Source organism: Pseudophaeobacter sp. 1A09344 (genome assembly GCF_041008745.1).
In the GTDB taxonomy this organism is placed as follows: Bacteria; Pseudomonadota; Alphaproteobacteria; order Rhodobacterales; family Rhodobacteraceae; genus Phycobacter; species Phycobacter gallaeciensis_A.
The window spans coordinates 20999-34521 of sequence record NZ_JAXGFS010000012.1 but is presented as its reverse complement, the minus strand read 5'-3'; the positions used below and the strand labels follow the sequence as shown (position 1 = coordinate 34521).

Annotated in this window: 19 protein-coding genes and 1 tRNA gene; 9 read left to right on the top strand and 11 right to left on the bottom strand. The window is 61.2% G+C overall.

Annotation, left to right across the window (positions count from 1 at the left end; all coding sequences use genetic code 11):
* Positions 1-27: 27 nt before the first annotated feature.
* From SM765_RS18435 to SM765_RS18405, 7 genes are all read right to left on the bottom strand, one after another.
* The gene (locus tag SM765_RS18435; protein WP_274828195.1) at positions 28-960 is read right to left on the bottom strand and encodes an AEC family transporter; all 933 of its coding nucleotides are present in this window, start codon (positions 958-960) and stop codon (positions 28-30) included.
* Between the two features lie 41 nt (positions 961-1001).
* Complete coding sequence (locus SM765_RS18430; protein ID WP_065271017.1) at positions 1002-1799, bottom strand: MBL fold metallo-hydrolase; 798 nt, start codon at positions 1797-1799, stop codon at positions 1002-1004.
* Positions 1799-2611 (bottom strand): TatD family hydrolase, encoded by an 813-nt coding sequence (locus SM765_RS18425; RefSeq protein ID WP_274832360.1) that lies wholly within the window; start codon positions 2609-2611, stop codon positions 1799-1801. Before SM765_RS18425 ends, SM765_RS18430 begins: the two co-directional genes overlap by 1 nt.
* Before the next feature lie 67 nt (positions 2612-2678).
* Positions 2679-3797 (bottom strand): DNA polymerase III subunit delta', encoded by a 1119-nt coding sequence (locus tag SM765_RS18420; RefSeq protein ID WP_274838351.1) that lies wholly within the window; start codon positions 3795-3797, stop codon positions 2679-2681.
* Positions 3794-4447, bottom strand: a complete 654-nt coding sequence (gene tmk / locus SM765_RS18415; protein ID WP_274838350.1) for a dTMP kinase — start codon at positions 4445-4447, stop codon at positions 3794-3796. The genes SM765_RS18420 and tmk overlap by 4 nt, the downstream gene beginning before the upstream one ends.
* Positions 4444-5574, bottom strand: coding sequence for a D-alanyl-D-alanine carboxypeptidase family protein (locus tag SM765_RS18410; RefSeq protein WP_274838372.1), 1131 nt, complete (start codon positions 5572-5574; stop codon positions 4444-4446). Before SM765_RS18410 ends, tmk begins: the two co-directional genes overlap by 4 nt.
* Positions 5575-5685: 111 nt before the next feature.
* Positions 5686-6603: an SPOR domain-containing protein gene (locus SM765_RS18405; protein WP_274838349.1), complete on the bottom strand. Its 918-nt coding sequence runs from the start codon at positions 6601-6603 to the stop codon at positions 5686-5688.
* Between the two features lie 248 nt (positions 6604-6851).
* Between SM765_RS18405 and SM765_RS18400 the strand changes: the two genes are divergently transcribed.
* A tRNA-Ser gene (locus SM765_RS18400) sits at positions 6852-6941 on the top strand.
* An 80-nt stretch (positions 6942-7021) separates the two neighbouring features.
* Here the strand turns inward: SM765_RS18400 and SM765_RS18395 are convergent.
* Positions 7022-8020: a tyrosine-type recombinase/integrase gene (locus SM765_RS18395; RefSeq protein ID WP_368981688.1), complete on the bottom strand. Its 999-nt coding sequence runs from the start codon at positions 8018-8020 to the stop codon at positions 7022-7024.
* Positions 8014-8220 (bottom strand): hypothetical protein, encoded by a 207-nt coding sequence (locus SM765_RS18390; RefSeq protein WP_065271011.1) that lies wholly within the window; start codon positions 8218-8220, stop codon positions 8014-8016. The genes SM765_RS18395 and SM765_RS18390 overlap by 7 nt, the downstream gene beginning before the upstream one ends.
* Before the next feature lie 27 nt (positions 8221-8247).
* On the opposite strand from SM765_RS18390, the gene SM765_RS18385 reads away from it, so the two are divergent.
* Complete coding sequence (locus SM765_RS18385; protein WP_368981687.1) at positions 8248-8445, top strand: hypothetical protein; 198 nt, start codon at positions 8248-8250, stop codon at positions 8443-8445.
* 649 nt (positions 8446-9094) lie between these two features.
* Here SM765_RS18385 and SM765_RS18380 read toward each other — a convergent pair.
* Entirely contained in the window at positions 9095-9376 is a 282-nt protein-coding gene (locus SM765_RS18380) for a hypothetical protein (protein WP_368981686.1), read from the bottom strand.
* Positions 9377-9612: 236 nt separating this feature from the next.
* Positions 9613-9909, bottom strand: a complete 297-nt coding sequence (locus SM765_RS18375) for a helix-turn-helix domain-containing protein (RefSeq protein ID WP_368981685.1) — start codon at positions 9907-9909, stop codon at positions 9613-9615.
* A 194-nt stretch (positions 9910-10103) separates the two neighbouring features.
* On the opposite strand from SM765_RS18375, the gene SM765_RS18370 reads away from it, so the two are divergent.
* From SM765_RS18370 to SM765_RS18340, 7 genes are all read left to right on the top strand, one after another.
* Entirely contained in the window at positions 10104-10226 is a 123-nt protein-coding gene (locus tag SM765_RS18370; RefSeq protein WP_347510135.1) for a hypothetical protein, read from the top strand.
* Positions 10223-10546 (top strand): hypothetical protein, encoded by a 324-nt coding sequence (locus tag SM765_RS18365; RefSeq protein WP_274838521.1) that lies wholly within the window; start codon positions 10223-10225, stop codon positions 10544-10546. The genes SM765_RS18370 and SM765_RS18365 overlap by 4 nt, the downstream gene beginning before the upstream one ends.
* Positions 10546-10809, top strand: a complete 264-nt coding sequence (locus SM765_RS18360) for a hypothetical protein (protein WP_368981684.1) — start codon at positions 10546-10548, stop codon at positions 10807-10809. The genes SM765_RS18365 and SM765_RS18360 overlap by 1 nt, the downstream gene beginning before the upstream one ends.
* Entirely contained in the window at positions 10806-11252 is a 447-nt protein-coding gene (locus SM765_RS18355; protein ID WP_368981683.1) for a hypothetical protein, read from the top strand. Before SM765_RS18360 ends, SM765_RS18355 begins: the two co-directional genes overlap by 4 nt.
* Before the next feature lie 52 nt (positions 11253-11304).
* Complete coding sequence (locus SM765_RS18350) at positions 11305-11943, top strand: hypothetical protein (protein WP_237028422.1); 639 nt, start codon at positions 11305-11307, stop codon at positions 11941-11943.
* Between the two features lie 180 nt (positions 11944-12123).
* Positions 12124-12705 carry a hypothetical protein gene (locus SM765_RS18345; RefSeq protein ID WP_368981682.1) on the top strand — a complete coding sequence of 194 codons (582 nt, stop codon included), beginning with the start codon at positions 12124-12126 and terminating at the stop codon, positions 12703-12705.
* Positions 12702-13436 carry a hypothetical protein gene (locus SM765_RS18340; RefSeq protein WP_368981681.1) on the top strand — a complete coding sequence of 245 codons (735 nt, stop codon included), beginning with the start codon at positions 12702-12704 and terminating at the stop codon, positions 13434-13436. The genes SM765_RS18345 and SM765_RS18340 overlap by 4 nt, the downstream gene beginning before the upstream one ends.
* Positions 13437-13523 lie beyond the last annotated feature (87 nt).

Sequence of the window (13523 nt, the reverse complement as noted above, 5' to 3'; positions counted from 1 at the left end):
GAGGCCCAGGCGGGCAGGGGAGGTGCCTCAGGTGAGGACCACGAGCCAGAACCACACCGTCAGTACAGAGGCCCCGGTTGCAATCAATACCGAGGAAGCGGCGACGCGCCGGGCGCGGCCATACATATTGGCAAAGATATAGGCGTTAAAGCCCGGCGCCATCGCAGCATTGAGAACACCGGAGCGGAACAGATCCTGTTTCAGGCCAAGAGTGCTGCCAAGGGACCAGACGATGGCCGGGTGCACCATCAGGGCGGTCACGCAGACAAATGCGATAGTGCGCAGATCGCCCTCGGGGCGGTATTGCACCAGTACGCCGCCAAGGGCGAACAGCGCCGCCGGGAGCGCGGCGCGGATCAGAAGCTGCAGGGCATCGTCAATTGCACCGGGGATGGTGAGGCCGATCAGGTTGGCGGCAAATCCCAGTGCAATCCCGAGGATCAGCACGTTGCGGAACATCGCAGTCAGCACCGAGCGTGCCATCTTCATGCTGCCGCTGCCGCGGTTCTTGACGATCTCCATCACGGTGATGCCGATGCCATAGCAAAAGGGCGAATGGAACGCGATGATCGCATAGTTGCCGGTCAGATTGTCGGGGCCAAAGGCGCGTTCGGTGATCGGCAGGCCCAGCAAGACCGAATTGGAGAACAGGCAGCAGAAGCCGATGGCCACGCAGTCTTCCCAGTCGCGTTTGAAGATCAGCCGCGCACCGAAGAGGCCGATCAGAAAACAGATCCCCGCCCCGGTGTAAAAGCTGACGAGCAATGTCGGGTCAAAACTGCTGGAGAGATCCAGATTGGCAATCGCCCGGAACAACAAGCAGGGGATGGCAAAGCTCTGGGTGAATTTCATCAGCCCTTCGATATGGCTGTGCGTGAAATATCCCTTCATCGTTGCGGCATAGCCCGCAGCGACCACCAGGAAAACGGGCAGAATGACGTCGATCAGGCTTTGCAGCATATAGTCGTAGTCCTAATGGGCGCTCGCCCGGTTGGGCGGCCCTAGATCGGACTGCGGATCACCATGCCATCATAGGCGGCAGAGATATGATCGGGGGTTTCTGCCTCGACCGTGGCATAATCCATATCGATATGCATGTTGGTCAGCACCGCGCGCCGGGGCTGCATCCGCTCGATCCACTCCAGCGCCTGCGTCATGTTGAAATGCGTGGGATGTGGGGTGCGGCGCAGGGCGTCCAGAACCCAGCAATCCATATCCTGCAGCTCGGGCAGGGCACTGTCGGGGATGTCGACCACGTCGGGAAGATAGACCAGCCCCCCCATCCGGAACCCCAGCGCGTCGATCGACCCATGCCCGACCTCGAAGGGGCGGAAGGGGATTTCGCCGCCAGGGCCATCGATAACAAAGGGGCCATTGATGCTTTGCAGATCCAGGATCGGCGGATAGGGCGATCCTTCGGGCTGCACAAAGGCATAGCCAAAGCGCGATAGCAGGGCGTTCTGGGTATCGCCATCGGCGTAGACCGGTATCCGCTTGCGCATGTTGAAGACGATCATGCGCAGATCGTCGATGCCATGCACGTGGTCCGCGTGGGAATGAGTATAGACGACCGCGTCCAGACGTCCGACCTCTGCATCCAGCAGCTGGCTGCGCATATCCGGAGAAGTATCGATCAGCACCGTGGTGGTGCCGTCCGGGCCGTCGCGCTCAACCAGCATGGAGCAGCGCCGCCGTCTGTTGCGCGGGTTCTCAGGGTCGCAATCGCCCCAGTGGCCGCCAAGGCGCGGCACCCCGCCCGAAGAGCCGCTGCCGAGGATGGTAAAGCGCAGTTCAGCCATCAGGCGGCCGCCTGATATTGCGCTGCTTTCCAGAACAGCCGGTCGAAATTTTCCTGCGTCTGGGCCGCGAAATCGGCGTAGTCCATGCCAAAAGCCTCAGCGCCGACTTTGGCGGTCAGGGCAGAATAGGCCGGTTCATTGCGTTTGCCCCGGTGCGGCGGCGGTGCCAGATAGGGCGCGTCGGTTTCCACCAGAATGCGATCAATGGGCGCGGCGGCAAAGATGTCGCGCAGCGCCTGGCTTTTGGGGAAGGCGGCAATCCCGGACATCGACAGGTAAAACCCGAGATCCAGCGCCGCCCGGCCAAGTTCCGCCGAGGAGGAGAAGCAATGCATCACGCAGGAATAGCTGCCGTTTTTCATTTCTTCGGACAGGATGCGGGCCATGTCGTCATCCGCGGCGCGGGCGTGGATGATCAGCGGCAAGCCGGTTTCACGGGCGGCGGCAATGTGATTGCGCAGCGAGACCTGCTGAATCTCGGCGCTGTCGGCGGTGTAGTGATAGTCCAGCCCGGTTTCGCCAATGCCGACGAATTTGGGGTGTTTGGCCAGCGCCACTAGTTCATCCACGCTGACCAGCGGCTCATCAGCCGCGCTCATCGGGTGGGTGCCTGCGGCGTAAAACACCGGCGCGTGGGTTTCGGCGATGGCGCGCACCGAGGGTTCATTCTTCATCTTGGTGCAGATGGTGACCATCCGGGTGACCCCGGCTTCGGTGGCACGGGCGATCACCTGATCCAGCTCGCCAGCGAAATCCGGGAAATCCAGATGGCAGTGGCTGTCGGTGATCTGGGGAAGGGATGTGCTGCTCATGCCTGTCTTTCGTCGTCTTGTGCGCCGCAGCCCCGGACCTGCCCAGACCAGCCCGGACGAGTCGGGATCAGCGCGACGCGGTTTCCTGCATCTTGAAAACCGTATCTAGGACTAGCGCGGCGGGGTCAAGGTTCACGGCCTGACCGTGGCGGGCGCGCGCCGTTGCTTCGGCAGAAAGGTCGGCCCATGCCCGGCCTTTGTGCGGATCGGGGGCGAGGCGCTGCAACATGGCGGTTTCACCGGGGGCGGCCTCTGGTTGGGGCGGCTGGCCGGTGGCGCCGGTGCGGGCAAGGCGGGCCATGGCGACCTCGGTCAGGGTCAGCAGGAGTTCGAATTTCTCCGCGCCGCCGCGCTGGGCAGCGGTTTCGGCCAGCGCCATGGCGCGCTGGCGATCCAGACGGGGCAGCGAATCGAGGATCTGCACCAGTTCAGCGTATGTCTTCAGCCCGCCAAGATTCAGAAGACGCAGTGCCGCGCCAACCGATCCGGCAGCCAGCGCCGCAAGGTGATCGGTGTTCTCCGGTAGTTCGGCCCCGGATTGGCTGAGGGCGGCCTGCATATCCTCTGCTGACAGAGGGCCAAGGCGCAGCGTGCGGCAGCGCGAGCGGATCGTCGGCAACAGGCGCGAGGGCTGATGCGAAATCAGGAACATGGTGGTCCGCGCGGGCGGCTCTTCCAGCATTTTCAAGAGGGCGTTGGCGGCGCTGGGGTTCATGTCGTCGGCGGCATCCACGATCACCACGCGGCGCCCGCCATCAGTGGCAGACAGGCCGAAGAACCGGTTCAGTGCACGGATATCATCGACAACGATCTGATCGCGCAGTTTTCCCTTGTCGTTGTAGCTGCGGGTGATCGCGGCCAGCCCCGGTTCGGTCAGGGCGTGGATCCGGTGCGATACCGGGTGATCCGGGTCGATGTCGAGCGTGGTCGCAGGCGGCGGCGCGCCGAACAGCCCGTCCTCGGCCGGGGGCGTCGCCAGAAGAAACCGCGCGATGCGCCAGGCCAACGTCGCCTTGCCAATGCCCTGCGGCCCGGTCAACAGCCAGCCGTGATGCAACCGGTCCGAGTTGAAGGCGGTAAGAAAATTCTGCTCTGCCTTGTTCTGGCCGAATATCTGCGGGGTTTCCCGCGGGTGTGGCGCGCCTGCGGCCTCATCTGCCCGCGGCAACTCGTCCTGCGCGCTCATACCGGGTTTCCTTCGGGGGAAAGGGCCGCCAGCGCCTGCGACAGAACGTCCTGCGCGACCGTATCCAGAGCACGGTCGCCGTCCAGAACGCGGAACCGGTCGGGGAATTCCTGCGCCAGTGCCAGAAACCCGGCGCGCATCTTTTCCTGCAAGGACAGGCCGAAATCCTCGAACCGTTCTTCAGTGCCCTGACGCCCCTTGGCGCGCGAGAGGCCGGTGGCCGGGTCCATGTCGATCAGGATGGTCAGATCCGGTTCACGGCCGATCATCAGGTCATGCAGCTGGTCCACCGTAGCGCGCAGATCGCCGCGCGACAGGCCCTGATACATGCGGGTGCTGTCGGCAAACCGATCGCAGATCACCACCGTGCCAGCGGCGAGCGCCGGTTCGATGGTGCGCTCCAGATGATCCCGGCGCGCGGCTGTGAACAACAGGATTTCGGTCTCCGCCGACCATTTGTCGGGATCGCCCTCCAGCACCAGCCGCCGGATCTCTTCGGCCCCGGGGGAGCCGCCGGGCTCGCGAGTTAGCACCACCTCGCGCCCTGCCGCCTGAAGCGTCTCGGCCAGCAGCCGACACTGGGTGGATTTGCCGGACCCGTCGATGCCTTCGAAGGTGATGAACAATCCGCGTTCGGGACCGGGTGTCACAGCGCGTCCTCGGGGCCGTTCAGAAAGCGTTTGATCAGAACCTGCGCGGCGGTCTTGACCCGCACCGGAAAGCCACCTGCGGGCACGTCATTCGCCGCCACCAGCGGCAAGCGCACCTCGGGCAACTCATCGGGCTGGAAGACCAGCTCGGCCAGTTTGTCGCCCTTGCGGACCGGCGCGTCGATGGGGCCGGTGTAGACCACCTCGGCGTTGATCTCACTGCCGGTCAGGGCGGGCACCAGGATTTCCAGATCTTCGGCCGGCACCAGGCCTACCGATCGTGCAGCGCCGCGCCATACTTCGGCTTCGGCGACAGGGGTGTCAGCTTTGGCGATGGTTTTCTTGGTAAATTGGCGAAACGACCAGTTAACGAGGGCCTCTGCCTCCTCTGCACGCGCCTTGGTGCTGGCCAGGCCGGTGATCACGAAGATCACCCGCCGGTCGCCCTGTTTGGCCGATCCAACAAGGCCATAGCCCGCCTCGCTGGTGTGGCCGGTTTTCAGACCGTCGGCGCCAATGCCCAGCGTCAGCAGCGGATTGCGGTTGCGGGTGTTCGACGGCGCGCGTCCATCAAATTCAAAGGTCTTTTCCGAAAACAGCGGGTAATACTGCGGAAAATCTTCGATCAGATGCTGGGCAAGAATGCCCAGATCCTGCATCGACATGCGATGCCCGGCGGCGGGCCAACCGTTGGAATTGGCAAAGGTGGCATTGGCCATGCCCAGTTCGCGCGCACGCTTGGTCATGTAACGGGCGAAACCGGCCTCGGTTCCGTCCGGGCTCAGGGCCTCGGCGATCACCGCGCAGGCGTCGTTGCCCGACAGCACGATGATGCCGCGCAGAAGATCCTCGACCCGGACACGGTCGGTTGTGTCCAGGAACATGGTGGAGCCGCCATAGCTCATCGCGTGTTCGCTGACCGGCAGCTGTTCATCCAGCGTCAGCCGCCCCTCGCGCAGGGCTTCAAAGGCCACATAAAGCGTCATCAGCTTGGACATGGAGGCCGGGGGCAAAGGCACCTCGGCATTCTTCGAAAGCAGAACCGTATCGGTGCTTTGATCTAGCACGAAGGCGGCGCGGGCCTTTGTATCAAAGGCCGAGGCCGGAACAGAGGCAATGCTCAGCATAAGCCCGGCGCAGGCGGTCAGTTTCAGTGCGGATTTGACAAGATCGATCACCGGTGTGTCATCCTTGTTGGTCTGTGTGCAGGCGACGCGGGGCTGGGAGCGTCATGCAGGTCAATTGGTCACCGCGTAGGCATCCGAGAAGCCAGTCTGTTTGACGCTTTTCAGCAGTTGGCTGCGCTCGCTCTTGGTCTGTGCCGGTCCGACGACAACGCGCCAGAAGGGTTTGCCGTTGGAAGATTGCTCATAAACAATCGGGATCATGCCTGCATTGCGCATCTGGCCTGCGGTGCGATTGGCGTTTGCCTCGACGCTGAAGATGCCGATCTGGATGTAAGGTTTTTCAAGCGGCGAAACGCGTGTTTTTGGCGTCGCGGGCGTGGGCTGTGGTTTTGCAGGTGCAGCCGCCGTGCTCGCGTCTGGAGCCGACGCATCAATGGCAGCGGCAGCCCCGGCGATCGGGTCCAGCGGTGCCTCTGCTACCGCATCGGGCGTCAGTGCCTCGCTCTGTGCCGTGGTATCTGCGGCATCCTCCGCCGGTTCTGCAGCGACCTCTTCCGGTGCTGTCTCGCGGCGCAGGGCGGTAACGTTCAGTTCGACCGGGGCGCCTGCCAGCATGCCCAGAGCCGCTGCCGCATCCGAGGAGGCCTGAATGCGCGGTCCGGGAATTTCACGCTCGCGGCGGAACAGGGCGCCGATTACGAATTTTCCATTGGCGCTGTTGCGGATGATGACCCGTTCCGGATCCTGCGCATCGGGGTGGGCCACCCAGACACCACCAAGGGAGGGACGCCCGTCCCAAAGCCCGGCCTCGGTCACCTGAAACACATCCGGCGATTCCACGTCGCGCTCCACCAGTTTGGTGCTGCTGGCGGATGTCGGCGCTGTGTCGGTCGCAGAGGCTTTGGGCTGCAGGAACGGCAGCCCGGCGCCGTCTTCACAGGCGGTCAGCATCAGCAGACATAAAGCAGACGCGCAGATCCGCGCGCCGGTTTTTCCGATTGGCGTGGCCCGAGTTCTGGCCTGTGTCATGGTTCTTCCCTTGCCTGTGCTCAAAGCGGCGATGCGCTGCTTGCCGGGTTCCCGGTCATCGTTTGATTTTTCAAATGATAGCCTGCGTCTTCTTGCATGAAAACCCTGTCCCCAAGCGGGCGGCACAAAAGCATGGCAATTGGCATTATTTCGCGTGCGTTTACATTGGGCGCAGCTCCTTGTTCGAAAAAGATGGCACGATTTTCCCTTGCACGATGTGCTGGCGCGGCCTAAACCGCCAGCGGACCGGGGAGGTGGCAGAGTGGTCGAATGCGGCGGTCTTGAAAACCGTTGAACGTGAGAGCGTTCCCAGGGTTCGAATCCCTGTCTCCCCGCCACTAAATCAAATAGTTAGCTGCCATCTGACTAGCCTGCTCCGCAGGCTGAATTTCAGGGTTTCCCAAAAAGTTTCCCACGTTCACGATCTGTTTTTGCTCTGTTCCCGGAGGCTTTGTGCCTCTTTCGCCAGGCGTTTCTGACTCGCGCCTTTCGAATACTTTTGCACCATCGACAGGCTTTTGTGGCCTGTGATCGCGGCGATTTGCTGGTCCGTGCAGCCTGCTTCTGCAAGTTCACCGGCAGCGCTGTAACGCAAACCGTGCAGCGAATATGCGGTCAACCCGGCAGATTTCCGAACGGCCATCACCTTCTTTTGCAGCTGGTCATACTTCAGCGGCTGCCCGGTATCGCTGGCAAGGATATGGCGCGCGCTGTTGCGCTGGGTCGCTGCCAGAGCGGCTGCGAGGCGCGCAGTAAAGGGGATCCAAAGCCGGGCTTTGGTCTTGCCCTGGGTCAACCAGATCCCGTCATCCTCAATATGGCTCCATTCCATGCGGGTTAGGTCCGAGGCGCGCTGCCCTGTTCCCAGCGCCAATTCAAAGATCAGCAGCGCAAGGCCGTCTGCATGTTCGCGGTAGAGCGCAATTGCCGAGGCAGGCCAGGGCTTGTGCCCTTCGCCAGTTTGGATCTTGGCAATGCCCTTTGCGGGATTGTCCCGTTGCCAGTCCAGGTCAATGGCATGCTCGAACAGGATGGACAGCATATGGGGAATGTAGTTTGCGAAGCGCGCCCGGTGCCGGTTTGCCATCTGCGCCTCGATAATGGTCGATCGGCGCATCTTGGTCGGGTTCTTGCTCCCCACGGTGTCTGATAAATATTCAAGCACCTTGGAGTAATCCGCCCTGGTGCGCGGGGCCAGGCGATCCCATTTGGGCGATTGCTTGTAGCTCAGGATCAGCTTTTCGAAGGTGAACTTCTGGGACAGGCTGCCGCCGCCGCGCATCAGGCGCCAATATTCCCGATCATATTCTTCGCTGTTCGGATCGTCTGGCAGGCGCACATACTGCCCATCCTTGCGGAAATATTGATATTTCCGACCTTTGACCGTTTTGGTCGCAGTGAACTTCTTCCTCACCATTTCACATCCTCAAAACCGTCAACGAGGTCGCCGCGCATCACGGCTCGGAGCTCTTCCGTGTCCCATCGTTGAAAAGGTCCAACCTTACGAGGGCCGGGCAACACGCCATCCGCCACGAGCGAGAGGAACTCGGGCACCTTCATGTCCAGAAGTTTTGCAGCTGACTTTTCCCCGACAGCTAAGGGTGTGAGGTTAGCCATCTGTTTTCCTCCGGGTCATTCTTTTGCGTGTGGTTCGTGCGGATCCGGCATGCATTAGTTCTTGCCATTGGCGCGGCGCATACGGCGGATGCATCGGTTCATGATTTTTTGTCGTTCATTGACGAGCTGGTTCAGGGCATCCTGTTTGCGCTGGATCCGCAGGTGGAGTTTTGCCAGTCGCCTGACTTCCAGATCATTGGCGAAATGCAGCCACAACGCCCGTAGGCCAAAGGGCTGTGTTCCCGAGGTTGGCCTTGTGCTTTTCGGCTGTACAGCGGCAAGTGGTGTACAGCTTTCTGCTTCTGTAGTTCTGTTCAAAGCGCAGCCTGCCCATTGTAGGGGCAGTCCGGGCGGTCATCTGTTGCGCGGCGGGACGGGTCGGCCCGAAAACCTTGCCGGGCCGCGCGTAGCCATCCGCGGATAGCATCGGTCCGGCTGGCGCCATGTGCCGTCATGCCGTGCAAAGAGGCCCACCAGTGGCTTGCATCGTAATCCCAGCGGCAGTCCTCATGTGGCGGGGTCAGGGTGCCGCCTGCCTTCCTGAACAGGGCGGCGCGTCTGAAGAGGGGCGTATTCGCCAGCTCCTGCATGTCTGAATAGATCTGTTGTTGGTGTGGAGATGCGGCGTTTTGCATTGGGGCCTCGTCGTTGATGCGCGGGTGACTAGATTTGGAGGATTGCGCCGCCCGCGCTGATCCGCGCCTTCGGGGACCGGGCGCGGAAACTCTGTTGATCAGCGGCGCAGGCAATCCTCCAGCCCGCGCCGCTTATTTGGTTGTGTCAGTGGGGGGGCACGGGTGGGCCGCGCTGAGTTGCCTGTGTCGTTCGATGTTTGCCGTGAGTGACAGCAGGAGGAGCGACAGACCGGGCCGGGTCAGGCCACATGGCGGCGGCGGATCGGCAGGCTATTGGCCTCGATCACAGCGCGGGCTTTCTGGCCCGCGCGGGCCAGGATCTGCTCTGTCGGTTCCGGCGCGGGGCCGGGCCGGTCCACAAGGTGCTGGGGGTGCAGGCGAGCGGGATCGAATCCTTGGCCGCGCCCGGCTTTCATGGCCGCCCAGGCCGCGGCGAACTGGTCAGGGTCGTCAATGTAGTCTGCCGGGGATCCCACGATCCGGCGGGCGTCCCGCAGCACGGTGTTCTTAAAATCTTGCATTCAATCCTCCATCGGTTGATGGGTCATTGAGATACGAAAAAATCGTGCCGGTCAATTAAAAAGTACGAAAAAGCCGTAATTCAAACGCATATCTTTGGGTTGAAATCCATCCTTTTGCAGGACTAAAACGTGAACATTGTGAGGGAATCGTATGCTGCCACGGGCTATAGCCGCCATCCTTGTTCCAATGCGGGTGAACCTGAATTGGGTGTTTGCCCCAATTCTTTGGTGGCGGGTCAGTCGAGGTGCTTCTTTATCTCTTGAAGAACGTCGGCTGGCAGCCGTGCAGGATCGCCGCCCAGGATGAAGTTAAAGTCAACCTGGAATGCAGCGAGATAATAAGACATTAGTCGTACAGATGGTGCGCCAGATTGTTCCTGCGAGCGGAAGGTCGTGTATTTGATGCCCGCGTTTGCTGCGAGTTCTTTCTGGGTTAGCCCTGTCATCTGGCGGGCTGCTACAAGCCGTTTGTGGATGGCTTCAGGGGAAGTGTCCCCGCGACGGCAGATGCGTTCGATTTCTAGGTAGTCCATGTAACTGCTATCGCTGAAATACGATAAAATCGCATCATCATTGTGTTGCATGCTTGATAATACGAAATAATCGCACTATCGCTTGTGGCATGACCACACGTGACCTTATCCGATCCTTGGGTGGCTATCGCGCTGTTGCGCTCCGCCTGAACAAGCGACCAACCACCGTGCATACGCACATGCAGGAGGGGGTAATGCCTTCTGCTTGGTATGATGCGTTGTGCCAGATGGCGCGGGAACAGGAGGTGGCCGAACCGCCACGCTCGCTGTTCTCGTTCCTGAAGGTGGTTCCGACAAAGACCGAGGCCGCTGCATGAGCCGCCCGCGTCTAACCTTGATTGTGAGCAATGATGTGCCATGCGAGCAGCGTGGCACGTCCGGCGATACAGCGTCTTGGTCAAATCGGTTTGACCCCTACGCGCTGAAATCCACTGCGGCGGACCTGTGGTCTGCCTATTTCCGCGAGCGGTTCAACAGCCCGCGGGAGGTGGCGCTGTTTTGTGATGTCAGCTTCCAGACGGCGCTGAACTGGTGGGGCGCGGTTACTGCGCCGACCAGCCATATCGCTTTGCTGGTGATGCTGACGGATCCCGGCGCGCCGGGGTTTTTCCAGGATGAAATGAGGAGGGCGGCGTGATGGCCCAGATCCCTTCGCCTCGCATTGCGCGGATCGCCTATCAGATTTGGTGGTTGATCGAGGACACTGCGGGGGAATGCACCCTGCGGGACATGGCCACGTTCACCGGGGCCTCAGTCCATTCCTGCTCTCAGGTCTGCCGGTATCGCGGCTGGAGCGGGCGGTACCGGAAGATGGCGTGCAGCCATGCAGTGGACAATGGCCCGCAGATGATCGGTGCTTTTGATGATGAGCTGAGCGTATTGAGCGGGGAGGCGGCATGACCAGAAACTCTTCCCCTCGGCCTGCAGGATTGGAGCCATTTTTTGAATGGATTGCCGAAATCTGCGTCCGGTTCCATGACGAGTATGACGCCGCGCAAGGTGTTGGGGCGCATCTTTTGGCAGCTATCTGCCCAGATCCAAACGATCCTGCTTCAGCGTCTCTTCCTCCCCCAGAAGAAAGCGCCAGATCTGCGTTCGAAGCGGTGATTTTTTCTTTGCCATTGCCCGCCGAAGTAGCTGGCGCTCTGCGTGAGATACCCTTCCGGCAAGGAGGGGCCGTACAACGTTTAAGGCCGTTTCAAACTCGTCATTCTGTGCTTGGAGATATTCAAGGCGCTGTTTCAGCTGTGCAATCTGTCGTTCAGGCATCAAACTCTCCACTGGCTAAAATCACTCAACGTATGGGTGAGTCAAATAGCGACGCACAACGGGAGTCAAGATGATGGCTGCTGTCTGCGTAACTCCTGTGGGGCTTTTTATCGGGAGTGTAATGGAATGAACCAGGAGCGTGCATTCCGCATGGTCGAAGCCGATGAGCTTCCTGAGTACCCTCTGGGGGCCGAGGACCGGCTTGATAGCCATTACTTCATGGCATGGGAGCGGCGGCGCTGGCTGAACTCCGACATGCGCTTGAAGGGCACGCCCGAGTGCCGCGCGCTCTATTTTGACCTGATCAACATCGCCTATGACCAGACGCCGGTGGGCACGGTTCCGCAGGATCTGGAAACGCTGGCCAAGTTGCTGATGGTCGATCCGGGTCACTTCCGGGCGCTGTGTAAGCTGGACTATGGCCCGCTGCACAAGTGGACGCCCTGTATCTGCGAGGGTGGTGAGGTGCGGTTGATGCACCCCATGGTGTTGCGCACGCTGACCGAGGCGCTGTCTCGAAAGGAAGACAACCGCGCCAAGCACGAGGCCGCGAACGCGGCCAAGCGGTTGCAGCGGCTCAGGATCACCGTGGCGGGCTACCATGCCGAGCTTGCAAAGAACGATGCGGCCATTCGCTGGATGGACGAATGGCTGGTCCAGGAGGGCTGCGAATACCGCAATGCCAGCTGGATTGAACGCGCGATGCGGTCCTGGTCGACGCATATGTTCGACCTCGGTCAGGCGCGCAACGGCTCCCTCCGATAACTGTCTCAACACTGTCCGAGACTGTCCGGCGGACAGTTCAAGACAGTCTCGGACAGTCTCAGACTGTCCTGCACGACAGGGATAGAGACAGAGACATAACAAAACAGAAGGCCAGTCGCCGGACGGTCTGAGGCCGGTGGCTGTGGATAACTCGGAATTGCTGAGAAATGAGGTTTAGAGATGGACATGAAGGAGCAGGCGGCGGGCGAAAAGCGGGTGCAGGTGCATCTGATTGATCGGCTGGTTCGTTTGGGGCTGGTCAAGCCTTCGGGCATGACGGTGGCGCAGTTTGATGTGATGCTGGAAGAAGTGCGGGGAAAGCTGGCCTATATGACAGAGCTGAACCTGCAGGCCCTGGCTGAGCATGTCGGCAACCTGGCAGGCGGGAAGAACAAGGATCGGTTCCCGATCGCGGCCAAGATCCTGAAATGGGCGGCGGACATCCAGCCTCCCACCGATGACGCATCGCCTCTCTTGCGGGCTGTGTTCGCCGGTGAGCTGGGTCGGGCAGCCATGGCAGAGGACTTTGGGCCGGAACTCCTGGTGCATGTGCGTCGAAGCCGTGCCTGGCCCAAAGGTCACGATATGCGGTTTATCCGGGAGCGGGCAGCGGATGCCCGGCGCCGGATCGCGATGATCGAAGAGAACGAGGGCAGGGGGCGCAGCCCGAGCGATGAGGATGAGAGGCTCCGCGCGGGTCGCGCCCGAGCTGCAGAGAAATGTCGGCAGATTGTTCGTCTGGTCTCGGAGGGGGTGCAGTGACGGAACAGGTTGTGATTGTCTCGCCGTCCGGTGTCGCCCGTCTCCAAAGGGAGGCCGAGCGGATCGCGGCGATCAAGGCGCGGGGCGCTGTTCCGCGCCAATGTGGTGACGCGATCCCAGAGGCGCCTGCGCGCGGGGCCTTTCAGGTGTTTGAACCTATGCGGCTTTGCCCGGTTGGCGCGGATGATTATGAGGCGCAGCCGGTCGGATATCGGGGCCGCTCGGCCCTTCGCAATGCGGATGTGTTCGATGTGATGGCGGCAGCGGCGGCGCGAAAGAAGAAGCCGGCGCCCTTCACGCTTGGGCAAATCGCAATGGGGCGCCACTATCGCGATCTTGTAGAGCGTCATGCGACTGCCGGGGTGCGGTGTTCATCTGTGGAGGCGCTGCGGACAGGTGGCAACGGCCAGGGCGGTGAGTTTATCGACGCAGTTCTGCGGGATCGCGATAAAATTGATCTGCTGCGGCGGCGCATCGGGACCGGGTCTGCGATTGAGGTCCGGCGGGTGCGTCCGTCAAAGCGCGGCTCTAGGGTCTCGATCACAAACCGGCGGCTGGTCGATATGGTCTGCATTGAAGACAGGAGCTTGCGCGAGGTTCTGGAGGCGCATGGTTGGTCTGTTTATGGCGAGACAGTGAAGGCGGTACGTGCTGCTCTGGCTGGTGTTTTGGATCGGATGGCTGGCCCGGTTCGAACCGGCAGGATCCACACGCTGCACAAAGGGGCTTGACCGTTACCTCAACTGCATGCCAGTAGATATGCATCATCACGAAATGCGCCCACGGGAAACCGGCGGGCGCTTTTGCGTTGGTGCTTC